This window comes from Lolliginicoccus suaedae, from assembly GCF_008312885.1.
GTDB lineage: Bacteria > Actinomycetota > Actinomycetes > Mycobacteriales > Mycobacteriaceae > Lolliginicoccus > Lolliginicoccus suaedae.
On the sequence record NZ_VSSO01000001.1, the window covers coordinates 892,053 to 904,500 of the forward strand.

Annotated in this window: 12 protein-coding genes; 5 read left to right on the forward strand and 7 right to left on the reverse strand. The window is 67.7% G+C overall.

Annotation, left to right across the window (positions count from 1 at the left end; all coding sequences use genetic code 11):
- Positions 1-473: 473 nt before the first annotated feature.
- Positions 474-962 carry an Rv1476 family membrane protein gene (locus tag FXO18_RS04085; RefSeq protein ID WP_149359757.1) on the reverse strand — a complete coding sequence of 163 codons (489 nt, stop codon included), beginning with the start codon at positions 960-962 and terminating at the stop codon, positions 474-476.
- Between the two features lie 294 nt (positions 963-1,256).
- On the opposite strand from FXO18_RS04085, the gene acnA reads away from it, so the two are divergent.
- Positions 1,257-4,076 carry an aconitate hydratase AcnA gene (gene acnA, locus FXO18_RS04090; protein ID WP_149359758.1) on the forward strand — a complete coding sequence of 940 codons (2,820 nt, stop codon included), beginning with the start codon at positions 1,257-1,259 and terminating at the stop codon, positions 4,074-4,076.
- Positions 4,077-4,182: 106 nt separating this feature from the next.
- Positions 4,183-4,785 carry a TetR/AcrR family transcriptional regulator gene (locus FXO18_RS04095; protein ID WP_149359759.1) on the forward strand — a complete coding sequence of 201 codons (603 nt, stop codon included), beginning with the start codon at positions 4,183-4,185 and terminating at the stop codon, positions 4,783-4,785.
- On the opposite strand, the gene FXO18_RS04100 is transcribed toward FXO18_RS04095, so the two are convergent.
- Both FXO18_RS04100 and FXO18_RS04105 read right to left on the reverse strand, forming a co-directional pair.
- Entirely contained in the window at positions 4,782-5,003 is a 222-nt protein-coding gene (locus FXO18_RS04100) for a helix-turn-helix domain-containing protein (RefSeq protein WP_149359760.1), read from the reverse strand. The two genes, FXO18_RS04095 and FXO18_RS04100, sit on opposite strands and share 4 nt — an antisense overlap.
- A gap of 198 nt (positions 5,004-5,201) precedes the next feature.
- A complete protein-coding gene (locus FXO18_RS04105; RefSeq protein ID WP_149359761.1) occupies positions 5,202-6,833 on the reverse strand; it encodes an ABC-F family ATP-binding cassette domain-containing protein in 1,632 nt (543 codons plus the stop codon).
- Here FXO18_RS04105 and FXO18_RS04110 point away from each other — a divergent pair, their 5' ends adjacent.
- The 3 genes from FXO18_RS04110 to FXO18_RS04120 all read left to right on the forward strand — a co-directional run bounded on the left by FXO18_RS04110 (position 6,834) and on the right by FXO18_RS04120 (position 9,125).
- Positions 6,834-7,100 (forward strand): hypothetical protein, encoded by a 267-nt coding sequence (locus FXO18_RS04110; RefSeq protein WP_149359762.1) that lies wholly within the window; start codon positions 6,834-6,836, stop codon positions 7,098-7,100.
- Positions 7,101-7,218: 118 nt separating this feature from the next.
- Positions 7,219-7,986 carry an SDR family oxidoreductase gene (locus FXO18_RS04115; protein WP_149359763.1) on the forward strand — a complete coding sequence of 256 codons (768 nt, stop codon included), beginning with the start codon at positions 7,219-7,221 and terminating at the stop codon, positions 7,984-7,986.
- 26 nt (positions 7,987-8,012) lie between these two features.
- Positions 8,013-9,125: a lycopene cyclase family protein gene (locus FXO18_RS04120; protein WP_235900430.1), complete on the forward strand. Its 1,113-nt coding sequence runs from the start codon at positions 8,013-8,015 to the stop codon at positions 9,123-9,125.
- A 422-nt stretch (positions 9,126-9,547) separates the two neighbouring features.
- Here FXO18_RS04120 and FXO18_RS04125 read toward each other — a convergent pair whose 3' ends face one another.
- From FXO18_RS04125 to sufC, 4 genes are read right to left on the reverse strand one after another with little or no spacing between them, the layout of a single operon-like run.
- On the reverse strand, positions 9,548-9,949 hold the full coding sequence (locus FXO18_RS04125; protein WP_268884910.1) for a metal-sulfur cluster assembly factor: 402 nt from the start codon (positions 9,947-9,949) through the stop codon (positions 9,548-9,550).
- A complete protein-coding gene (gene sufU / locus FXO18_RS04130; RefSeq protein ID WP_149359764.1) occupies positions 9,946-10,407 on the reverse strand; it encodes a Fe-S cluster assembly sulfur transfer protein SufU in 462 nt (153 codons plus the stop codon). Before sufU ends, FXO18_RS04125 begins: the two co-directional genes overlap by 4 nt.
- Positions 10,404-11,669 (reverse strand): cysteine desulfurase, encoded by a 1,266-nt coding sequence (locus FXO18_RS04135; RefSeq protein ID WP_149359765.1) that lies wholly within the window; start codon positions 11,667-11,669, stop codon positions 10,404-10,406. Before FXO18_RS04135 ends, sufU begins: the two co-directional genes overlap by 4 nt.
- 2 nt (positions 11,670-11,671) lie before the next feature.
- Positions 11,672-12,433: a Fe-S cluster assembly ATPase SufC gene (gene sufC / locus FXO18_RS04140; RefSeq protein WP_149359766.1), complete on the reverse strand. Its 762-nt coding sequence runs from the start codon at positions 12,431-12,433 to the stop codon at positions 11,672-11,674.
- Between the last annotated feature and the right edge of the window lie 15 nt (positions 12,434-12,448).

Sequence of the window (12,448 nt, forward strand, 5' to 3'; positions counted from 1 at the left end):
GGACGGCGCTGGGCTCGACGGCGCTGGGCTAGACGGCGCTGGGGCCGGGCCGCTGATACTGCCGAACAGGGGGTTGGCGGCGGCAGCCGGAACAGCTGCTAGCAGCAAGGAAGCGGTGACCGCAATGGGCCAGAGTATTCGCGAAATGCGCACGCGCGTCTCCTCCTGGAACGTATGGGGCAAGCGCGCGGGAAGGGTTGCCGCGAGCACGGGAGGCGCTAGCGGTGCGATCGTTTACTTTTCCCGTGGACGATCCGTTGCTGCTCCCCGGCATCGCGGAACAGGGCATGCATCCACTGCGCTTTCCTGGAAGGTACGTCACTTGAGGATTAAACGGACCATTTTCAGAGGATCACGAGTACATAACTGTGAATGGGACAAAGAATGCGCAAGGCTGCATGCATTTCGCATACTAGTACGAAACATGGTCGCGGCAATTGCCCGGCGACCAGCGCGCATTGCCCAAGAACGCGTTACTGCTGCGCGAAGTACCCGCGACGCGTCCACAACCGGAGCGCCACCACGGCGATCACGAGGGATGCCAGCGCCACCAGGGTCACGGCGGTCCACGGGAACCCCTGCTCGGTCACACCGTCGACGAAGGTCGACGAGGCCACGACCGGATCGCCCGGGACCACGTCATGCTGGGCGCCCTCGAGCGTGAACCTGTCGACATCATCGCTATAGGTGCCCACCGCGAACGGGCTCAGCGCCAGCACGGTGCCACTGTCGGCGGCACCGATATCGTTGGCGAGATCACGCAGGCCGCTGCCGTACACGGGGTGATAGGGCACGGCAACGATCTTCAGGTCGATGCCCGAATCGGCCGCCTCGGCGACGATCTCGCGCAGCGCGCCGACGTCCGCCTCCGGGGCCCAGACGTTGTCATCGGACAGGCCATCGAGCACCTCCGCGAGATCGAGCCCTGGCGGCACCTGCGCGTGCACTGCACCGATTCCCATGAGATGCCTGATCCTTCCACCTGTCCGAACCGTCCCAGTGAGGGTACTCGACACCGCCGCGCGAGTCCCGGCACCGAGCCTCCTCGCGCCCGGCCGGGCCTCCGGCGCGAGCAAGCACGCACCCCCCTGGTTCACAGTACGGACGTACTGTTAGACTATTTCCTGCCACCTCGCAGCGAACCGCACAACGGCCTGGCATTCTTTCAGATGGCGCGTTGTGCAGCAGCCCTGCAGATGGCGCAACCCGTCGGCTCAGCCCAGCTGGCGGAAGACTTATCGACGAGTGGAGCTGACGTGAGCACCAGCATTGATTCCTTTGGAGCGCGCGGAACACTGGAGGTTGGGGACAAGTCCTACGAGATCTTCCGCCTCAACCAGGTTCCCGGCACCGAGAAACTGCCCTACGCCCTCAAGGTCCTCGCGGAGAACCTCCTGCGTACCGAGGACGGGGCCAACATCACCAAGGACCACATCGACGCGCTCGCCAACTGGGATCCCAGCGCCCAGCCCAGCGTGGAGATCCAGTTCACCCCCGCCCGCGTGATCATGCAGGACTTCACCGGCGTGCCCTGCGTAGTTGACCTCGCCACCATGCGCGAGGCCGTCACCGCCCTCGGTGGCGATCCGCAGAAGGTCAACCCACTCTCCCCCGCCGACATGGTCATCGACCACTCGGTCATCCTCGATGTGTTCGGCCGCGCCGACGCGCTCGAGCGCAACGTCGACCTCGAGTACGAGCGCAACGGCGAGCGCTACCAGTTCCTTCGCTGGGGCCAGGGCGCGTTCGACGATTTTCGGGTCGTCCCCCCCGGCATGGGCATCGTCCACCAGGTCAACATCGAGTACCTCGCCCCCACGGTCATGATCCGCAACGGTCAGGCGTACCCCGATACCTGCGTCGGCACCGACTCGCACACCACGATGGTCAACGGCCTCGGTGTGCTGGGCTGGGGCGTCGGCGGCATCGAGGCAGAGGCGGCCATGCTCGGCCAGCCCGTCTCCATGCTCATCCCGCGCGTGGTCGGCTTCAAGCTGACCGGCGAGATCAAGCCTGGCGTCACTGCCACGGACGTCGTTCTCACCGTCACCGACATGCTGCGCAAGCATGGAGTCGTCGGAAAGTTCGTCGAGTTCTACGGCAAGGGTGTAGGCGAGGTTCCGCTCGCGAACCGCGCGACCCTCGGCAACATGAGCCCCGAGTTCGGTTCGACTGCCGCGATCTTCCCGATCGACGGCGAGACCATCAACTACCTGCGCCTGACCGGCCGCACCGACGAGCAGCTCGCTCTCGTCGAGGCGTACGCCAAGGAGCAGGGCATGTGGCACGATGCGGACAATGAGCCCGAGTACTCCGAATACCTGGAACTCGACCTGTCGACCGTCGTCCCGTCGATCGCCGGCCCGAAGCGCCCGCAGGACCGCATCCTGCTGAGCGAGTCGAAGATCGCGTTCCGCAAGGACATCCACAACTACACCAACGACGGCGACCACCAGGCAGACGAGACGCCGCACACCCACCTCGACGAGGCCATCGAGGAGTCCTTCCCGGCCTCGGACCCGGCCACGCTGTCCTTCGCCGACGATGACGCTGTGCAGGTCGTTTCCGCCGCCAACGGTGCCGAGGGTCGTCCGACCAAGCCAGTGAAGGTCACCACCGAGCAGGGCGGCGAGTTCGTCCTCGACCATGGTGCTGTCGTCGTTGCAGGTATCACCTCGTGCACCAACACCTCGAACCCGTCGGTCATGCTGGGCGCCGCACTGCTGGCCCGCAACGCCGTCGAGAAGGGCCTCGCGACCAAGCCATGGGTCAAGACCAACATGGCACCCGGTTCGCAGGTCGTGAACGACTACTACGAGAAGGCCGGCCTGTGGCCGTACCTCGAGAAGCTCGGTTACTACCTCGGTGGCTACGGCTGCACCACGTGCATCGGCAACACGGGTCCGCTCGCGCCGGAGATCAGCGCGGCCGTCAACGAGAACGACCTCACCGTCACTGCGGTCCTCTCGGGCAACCGCAACTTCGAAGGCCGCATCTCCCCCGACGTCAAGATGAACTACCTGGCCTCGCCGCCGCTGGTCATCGCCTACGGCCTCGCGGGCACGATGGACTTCGACTTCGAGACCGACCCGCTCGGCCAGGACACTGACGGCAACGACGTGTTCCTGACGGACATCTGGCCCTCCGCGCAGGAGATCGACGACACGATCAAGACCGCGATCAGCCAGGACATGTTCCGCACCTCGTACGCCACGATTTTCGAGGGCGACTCGCGCTGGCAGAACCTCGAGACCCCGGCGGGCGACACGTTCGCATGGGACACGAACTCGACCTACGTGCGGAAGCCTCCGTACTTCGACGGCATGACGATGGAGACCACACCCGTTTCGGACATCGCCGGCGCTCGCGTGCTCGCGCTGCTCGGCGACTCGGTCACCACCGACCACATCTCGCCAGCCGGTCCGATCAAGCCGGGCACCCCTGCGGCGCAGTACCTCGACTCGCACGGCGTGGAGCGCAAGGACTACAACTCCCTCGGCTCGCGGCGCGGCAACCACGAGGTGATGATCCGCGGCACCTTCGCCAACATCCGCCTGAAGAACCAGCTCCTCGATGACGTCTCCGGTGGCTACACCCGCGACTTCACCCAGGAGGGCGGCCCGCAGTCGTTCATCTACGATGCGTCGATGAACTACCAGGAGGCTGGCATCCCCCTCGTCGTCATCGGCGGCAAGGAGTACGGCTCCGGCTCCTCGCGCGACTGGGCGGCCAAGGGCACGAGCCTGCTGGGCGTCAAGGCGGTCATCGTCGAGTCGTTCGAGCGCATCCACCGCTCCAACCTCATCGGCATGGGCGTCGTCCCGCTGCAGTTCCCCGAGGGCGAGAATGCCAAGACCCTCGGCCTCGACGGCACCGAGACGTACGACATCTCCGGCATCGCGGAGCTCAACAACGGAACCACCCCGCGGACCGTGCATGTCACCGCCACCAGGGAAAGCGGCGAGAAGGTCGAGTTCGACGCAGTCGTGCGCATCGACACCCCTGGAGAGGCCGACTACTACCGCAACGGCGGCATCCTGCAGTACGTGCTGCGCAACATGATCAAGAGCCAGTAGCTCCCGGTCCCCGCAGCAGCCAAGGGCCCGGGAAGCCGATGCTCGCATCGGTTCCTCCCGGGCCCTTCGCGGCCCCACCGCGACGACGATCGAAGGGCTAGTAGTCGTGCCCAGAGTCAGTGAAGTCCACCTTGCTGCCCGGCGAGCCCAGATCCTCGACGGCGCCCGCCAGTGCTTCGCCAAGTTCGGCTACGAGGGCGCCACCGTCCGCAGGCTCGAGGAGACCACCGGGCTTTCCCGCGGTGCGATCTTCCACCACTTCCGCGACAAGGACGCCCTGTTCCTCGCGCTCGCCCACGAGGACTCCCAGCGCATGGCCGATACGGCTGCGGAACAGGGCCTCGTGCAGGTGATGCGAAACCTGCTCACCCATCCCGAGGAGTTCGACTGGCTCGGCACGCGCCTCGAGATCACCCGCCGCCTCCGGACTGATCCGGATTTCCGGCGCGAGTGGGCCGAGCAAGCCACCGAGCTCACCGAAGCGGCCACGCAGCGGCTCGAGCGGCAGCGCGCGAAGGGACGCATCCGCGATGACATCCCGACGGCGGTCCTTCTGCACTACCTCGATCTCGTGCTCGATGGCCTCGTCGCGCATGTCGCCTCCGGCCAACCGGCAACGCATCTCGATGCGGTGCTCGATCTCGTCGAGGATTCCGTCCGCCGCAAGCCGTCGGGCACTCCAGTGGCAAGCCCGGAACCTGTGGACTAGGCGGTGCGCTTGCGCCGGTTGGCGCCACCGCGACCACGCAGGGGCACATCCGACTCCACGAGCATCTTGTGGACGAAGCCATAGCTGCGCCCGAGTGATTCAGCGAGCGATCGGATGCTCGCCCCGGACTCGTACCGCTCGCGTATCTCCGAACGGATCACGTCTCGCGACTCCCCGGTTATCCGCGCCCCCTTGCTGATCCCCGCTGATGCTGCCATCTCCTCGACCTCCATTGGGCTCGGCACCGTGCGGTTCACCCGCATACACGCAGGTAAATCACTGATAAAGTTCAGCGTAGACAATCGCGAGGCAACTATCCACAGGCGCCATCACACCGCCTGTGCCCCAGCACGATTGACCAACCGCGCGGCAGCCGCCACAACAGCAACGGCAGCGCGGCCGCAGCCCCAGCGGCATCACGCCAGCGAGATCAGCTCCAGGTACTCCTCGGACCAATGATCCTCCGCGCCATCGGGCAGCATGATGACGCGTTCCGGGTTCAGCGCCTCCGCCGCGCCCGGATCATGCGTCACCAGCACCACCGCGCCCTCGTAGGTGCGCAGCGCATCGAGGACCTGCTCGCGCGAGACCGGATCCAGGTTGTTCGTCGGCTCATCGAGCAGCAGCACGTTCGCCGCCGACGACACCAGCCCCGCGAGCGCGAGGCGGGTCTTCTCGCCGCCCGACAACGTGCCCGCGGGCTGCTCGAGCTGCGGCCCACTGAACATGAAAGCACCCAGCAGGCTGCGCAGCTCCTGCTCCCCCGCATCCGGAGAGGCATGCCGGATGTTGTCCCACACCGAGGCCTCATCATCGAGCGTGTCATGCTCCTGCGCGAAGTAGCCCCGCTTCAGGCCACGCCCCGGCTCGATCTCCCCGGTATCGGGAGTCTCGACACCAGCCAGGATGCGCAGCAGCGTTGTCTTGCCCGCGCCATTGAGGCCCAGGATCACCACCCGGCTACCCTTGTCGATCGCGCAATCGACGCCAGTGAACACCTCGAGCGAGCCATAAGACTTCGATACGCCCGACGCATGGAGCGGCGTGCGCCCGCACGGCGCGGGCGACGGGAACTTGATGCGCGCCACCTTGTCGGCCACGCGCTCGTCGTCGAGCTCTGCCATCATCCGGTCCGCGCGACGCATCATGTTCTTCGCCGCCGCCGCCTTCGTGGCCTTCGCGCCGAGCTTGTCCGCCTGGACCTTCAACGCGGCTACCTTCTTCTCCGCGTTGGCCCGCTCCCGGCGGCGCCGGGCCTCATCAGTGGCCCGCGCATCGAGATAGCGCTTCCACGTCATGTTGTACACATCCGCCTCGCCGCGCACCGCGTCGAGGAACCACACCTTGTTGACCACATCGTTGAGCAGATCCACATCGTGGGAGATCACGATGAGCCCGCCGTCATGGTTCTGCAGGAAGCCCCGCAGCCAGGTGATCGAGTCAGCATCCAGGTGGTTCGTCGGCTCATCGAGCAGCAACGTCGTGCCGGACTTGCCGCCCGCGCCATCCGAGGCGGAGAACAGGATGCGGGCGAGCTCCACGCGCCGCCGCTGCCCACCGGACAACGTCCGCAACGGTTGCTCGAGGATCCGATCCTCCAGGCCCAGCGCGTTGCAGATCCGCGCCGCCTCGCTCTCGGCAGCGTAGCCACCGAGGGAGGAGAACCGATCCTCGAGGTTGCCGTACTTGCGGATGGCCTTGTCGCGCTCGGCGACATCGCCCAGCTCCGCCATCTGCACCTGCAGCTTCTCCATCTTCGCGAGCAGCGCATCGAGCCCGCGCGCGGAAAGCACCCGGTTCTTCGCCAGCACGTCGAGATCGCCCTCGCGCGGATCCTGCGGCAGGTAGCCCACCTCGCTGGAGCGCGACACCGAGCCCGCGTACGGCTCGCCCTCCCCGGCGAGGATCCGCAGCGTGGTGGTCTTGCCCGCGCCGTTGCGGCCCACGAGACCGATGCGATCACCCGGCTGGACCCGCAACGCCGGGCCGGGCGCGCTCAGCAAGGTGCGCACCCCGGCCCGCACTTCCAGATCAGAAGCGGTAATCACATGAACTCCAAACAGCTCGACAACAAGACCTCAGGCATCGTGACCATCGCCAGGGCCGTATCCGCGCGTCGCGCGATCAACGGGTACCTGCCCCTCGGCGCAAGCGCGGATGACGATCATGGCCCGCAGGCCGCCATCGGACGCGCGGCACGCACCGTGACCGTCGAGCACCACGCCGCAACGGCCAGCGCTACTCAGGGGCTCCGGCGGAACCAGGCTTGCATCGCGGAAAACCACGCGGCAAGCCCGTGCGATATCAACCCATGACTCTACCGGTTCGCGCGCCAGGACGCGATGTCACGGAAACCACACGTCACGGCGACGAGCACGACTCGAGCAGGCCGTCGATTGCCGGGCAACGCTCCCGCACCGCTACGGTGGTGGGATGACCACTCTCGATCTCGCTGGCCGCACCGCACTGATCACGGGCGCGAGCCGGGGCATCGGCAAGGCCATCGCCGCCGAGCTGCTCCGGCGCGGCGCCAATGTCGCCATCACCGCGCGCAAGCCTGGGCCGCTCGAGGAGACCGCCCACGAGCTCGCCGAGGACGCTGGCCAGGCCGGGGTCGTTGCCTTCCCCAGCAACACCGGGGACCTCGAATCACGGCATGGTGTGGTCGCCGCGACGCTTGATCGCTTCGGCAGCCTCGACATCCTGGTCAACAACACCGGGATCAATCCCGTGTATGGCTCCCTGATCGACGCGGACCTCGCTGCCGTGTCCAAGATATTCGACGTCAACGTGGTCGCCGCCCTCGGATTCGTCCAGGAGGCGCACGCCGCCTGGATGGGCGAGCACGGCGGATCGATCCTCAACATCGCCAGCGTGGCGGGCCTGCGCTCCACCGGTGTCATCTCGGCCTACGGCGCATCCAAGGCAGCGCTGATCCGCCTCACCGAGGAGCTCGCGTGGCAGCTCGGCCCCTCCATCCGCGTCAACGCGATCGCCCCCGGAGTGGTCAAGACCCAGTTCGCCGAGGCCCTCTACGCCGCCGGCGAGGAGAAAGCATCCGCGGGATACCCGCTCAAGCGCCTCGGCACTCCCGAGGACATTGCCCGTGCCGCGGCATTCCTGGTCTCCGACGACGCGTCGTGGATCACCGGGGAGACCCTGCGCGTAGACGGCGGCCTGCTCGCCACCGGCGGGCTCTAGCACGTCTCCGTGCTAGTGGACCGCACGTGATCGCAGACATCCTGGTTGCCGGCCTGGGCCCCGCCGGCCGGGCCCTCGCCCACCGCGCCACGGTAGCGGGGCTTTCCGTGGTGGCCATCGACAAGAATCCCAAGCGAGCATGGACGGCGACCTACGGGGCATGGCTCGACGAGCTACCGCCGTGGCTGCCCGGGGCCACCATCGCGGCACGCGCGCCACAACCCGTCGCATGGGGGCATCGGCGGCACACCATCGACCGGACCTATGTCGTTCTCGATACCCCCGCCCTGCAGCGCCATCTCAGCCTGGGCAACGCCACCGTCGTCCAGGGATCCATCGAGCAGCTCGATCCAGGCGGAACCCGCCTCGCGAGCGGCGAGCACCTGCGGGCCCGGCTGGTCGTGGATGCGCGCGGCATACCCCGCTCCCCCCGCTCAGCGGAACAGACAGCCTATGGCGTGCTCGTGCCCGCCGCCACCGCCCGGATCCTTCTCGACGGCGCGTCAGCGCTGTTCATGGATTGGCGCGCGCCTCGTCGATCCGGGGGCGTCACGCCGTCGTTCCTCTACGCGGTGCCCGTGGGTGGCGGACGATGGCTGCTCGAGGAGACATGCCTGGCCGGGCGGCCCGCGCTCGGTATCGGGGAACTGCGCCAGCGCCTGCATGACCGGCTCGCCGGGCGCGGCATCGACCTCGATGGGACGGAACCCACGGAAACGGTGCGGTTCCCCCTGCGCCCGCCCCGCGGCTTCGTCCCGGCCGGGGTCCTCGGCTTCGGCGCGCGCGGCGGCCTCGGCCATCCCGCTACTGGCTACAGCGTGGCCGCGAGCATGCGCGCGGCCGATGCCGTGGCCGCTGCCGTGCTCCAGCGATCCGATCCCGCGCGGGCGCTGCATTCGTGGCGATCGCGGGCCGTTTCGGCATTGCGCGCGAAGGGGCTCGCCAGCCTTCTCGCGCTGCCCCCGAGCGAGGTGGCTGGGTTCTTCGATGTCTTCTTCGAGCTGCCGCCCGCGCAGCAGCGCGCGTACCTCTCGGGCCGTGAGGATCTCGCGGGGCTGACCGCAGCCATGACGGCCCTATTCGCGCGGGTGCCGTCCAGCACGCGGGCCAGGCTGGCGCGGTCGGTGCTGACTGGGTAGCCGGGCGGGCGGCGCTGGCGGCGTGGGCTGACTGGGTCGGCGCGCGCGGCGCGGGCTGGGGCGCGGGACGGGCGGCGCGGGCTGGGGCGCCGGACGGGCGGCGCGGGCTGGGGCGCCGGACGGGCGGCGCGGGCTGGGGCGCGGCGCCAAAAGCACCGGATACTGTCACCCGCGATAGAAATCACACTGGTTCAGCGGCAGCTTCTATCGCGTTTGATGCTGGAGGGCCAAGATCTGCGCCTCAAGGAGCCAACGCGCCGGCGGCGCGTTGGCGCTAGTGGAAACTTTTCCCGCGTGAGGCGGGAAAAGTTTCCACTAGACGAGGCGGACGCACCAGCCTAGCCGGGGCACCCCACCAGCCCGACGCAAGCGCGCTAGGCCTCGGCGGGACCAGACGGCGCCGGGACTAGCCCCTAGTACTGCTAGACGGTGAAGCCCAGCGCCCGCAACTGCTCGCGGCCATCGTCGGTGATCTTCTCGGGACCCCAGGGCGGCATCCACACCCAGTTGATCTTGAGCTCCTCGACGAGGCCGGTCTTGATGAGCGCGGCCCGGGACTGCTCCTCGATCACGTCGGTGAGCGGGCAGGCCGCGGAGGTGAGCGTCATGTTGAGGGTGGCGACGTTCTCCTCATCGACGGTGATCCCGTAGACGAGGCCGAGGTCGACAACGTTGATGCCTAGCTCGGGATCGACAACGTCGCGCATCGCTTCCTCGAGGTCGGCGAGGAATGCCTCGTCGGCGACGTTCTCGGCCGCAGGGGCCTCAGTAGCCTCGTCGGCAGCCATCTCATCGGCAGTGGTGGGGGTGTCGTTCTCGCTCATGCGTGCTGTTCCTTGGTCGAAGCGGTGTCATCAATTCGAGCGACGGCGTCCTTGAACGCCATCCATCCGAGCAACGCGCACTTCACGCGGGCCGGGTACTTGGACACGCCAACGAAGGCGATGCCATCTCCCAGCAGGTCCTCGTCGCCCTCCACGGCTCCGCGGCTGCCGATCATCTCCTGGTAGGCGTCGACGACGCGCATCGCCTCGTCGATCGGCTTGCCGATGATCTGATCGGTGAGCACGGAGGTGGATGCCTGGCTGATCGAGCAGCCCTGGCCGTCGTAGGAGATGTCGGCCACGATGCCGTCGGCGAGGTGCACGCGCAGGGTGATCTCGTCGCCGCAGGTCGGATTGACGTGGTGCACCTCGGCGCCGTACGGCTCGCGCAGCCCACGGTGATGCGGATGCTTGTAGTGATCCAGGATGACTTCCTGGTACATCTGCTCGAGCCTCATGAAGCCGTCCCGAAGAATCGCTGGGCCCGGCGGATCGCGGCCGCGAGTGCCTCGACCTCGTCGAGCGTGTTGTACAGGTAGAAGGAGGCGCGGGCGGTGGCGGCGATGCCGTAGCGCTGGTGCAGCGGCCAGGCGCAATGGTGGCCGACCCGCACCGCGACGCCTTCGTCGTCGAGCACCTGGCCAAGATCGTGCGCATGGATGCCGTCGACGACGAAGGACACTGCGGCACCGCGCTCATCGGCCTCGCGCGGGCCAACGATCCGCACGCCGTCGATGTCGCCGAGCGCGTCGAGGGCCGCGGCGGTGAGCTGGTGCTCGTGCGCGGTGATCGCGTCCATGCCGATCCGCTGGAGGTAGTCGACGGCAGCGCCGAGGCCCACCACCTGCGAGGTCATGGGCACGCCCGCCTCGAAGCGTTGCGGCGGCGGCGCGTAGGTGCTGGCGTCCATGCGGACCATCTCGATCATCGAGCCGCCCGTGATGAACGGGGGCATGCTGTCGAGCAGCGCGGCCTTGCCGTAGAGCACGCCCACCCCGGACGGTCCGAGCATCTTGTGCCCGGAGAACGCGGCGAAGTCCACGTCGAGCCCGGGGAAGTCCACGGACATGTGCGGCACCGACTGGCAGGCGTCGAGGACCACGAGCGCGCCGACAGCGCGGGCGCGGGCCACGAGCTCCTCCACCGGACTGATCGCCCCGGTGACGTTGGACTGATGGGTGAACGCCACGACCTTGGTGCGCTCGGTCAGCTCGAGCGAGTCAAGGTCGATGCGGCCATCGTCGGTGACGCCGTACCAGCGCAGGGTCGCGCCAGTGCGGCGGCACAGCTCCTGCCAGGGCACGAGGTTCGCGTGGTGCTCGAGCTCGGTGATGACGATCTCGTCGCCCTCGCCCACCGCGCGCGGGAAGCGATCATCCCCGAGCACGTGGGTGACGAGGTTGAGCGCCTCGGTGGCGTTCTTGGTGAAGACGATCTCGTTGTCGCGCGCGCCGACGAATCCCGCGATGAGCGCGCGTGCTCCCTCGTAGGCGTCGGTGGCTTCCTCGGCGAGCTGGTGCGCGCCGCGGTGCACCGCCGCGTTGCAGGTGGTGAGGAACTCACGCTCCGCGTCGAGCACCTGCAGCGGCCGCTGCGAGGTGGCTCCGGAATCGAGATAGACGAGCGGCTTCCCGTCCCGCACCGTGCGGTGCAGGATGGGGAAGTCCGCGCGGATCGCGGCGACATCGAGCGCCGCGGGCCGCACCGCCGATGCCGTCATGCTCAGACCGCCGCTCGGATGAAGCGCTCGTACCCGTCCCGCTCGAGCTCGTCGGCGAGCTCGGGACCGCCGGACTCGACGATCTTGCCCGCCGCGAACACGTGCACGAAGTCAGGCTTGACGTAGCGCAGGATGCGCGAGTAGTGGGTGATCAGCAGGATGCCACCGTTCTCGCGCTCCTTGTAGCGGTTGACGCCCTCGGAGACCACGCGCAGCGCATCGACATCAAGGCCGGAGTCGGTCTCGTCGAGGATGGCGATCTTGGGCTTGAGCAGGCCGAGCTGGAGGATCTCGTGGCGCTTCTTCTCGCCGCCGGAGAAGCCCTCGTTGACCGAGCGCTCGGCGAAGGCCTTGTCGATCTCGAGCTCGCTCATCGACTCCTTGACCTCCTTGACCCAGTGGCGCAGCTTGGGGGCCTCGCCACGGACCGCGGTGGCCGCGGTGCGCAGGAAGTTCGACATGGACACGCCCGGCACCTCGACGGGGTACTGCATGGCGAGGAACAGCCCGGCGCGGGCCCGCTCGTCCACGCTCATCTCCAGGACGTCCTTGCCATCGAGGGTGATGCTGCCCTGGACAACGGTGTACTTGGGGTGCCCCGCGATGGCGTAGGACAAGGTGGACTTGCCCGAGCCGTTGGGCCCCATGACGGCGTGGGTCTCGCCCGGCTTGATCGTCAGGTTCACACCGTTGAGGATCTTGATGGGCTCGGCCTCGCCGGTGTTGATCTCTACGTGGAGATCACGGATTTCCAGAGTCGACATGTGTTTCCTTTTGCG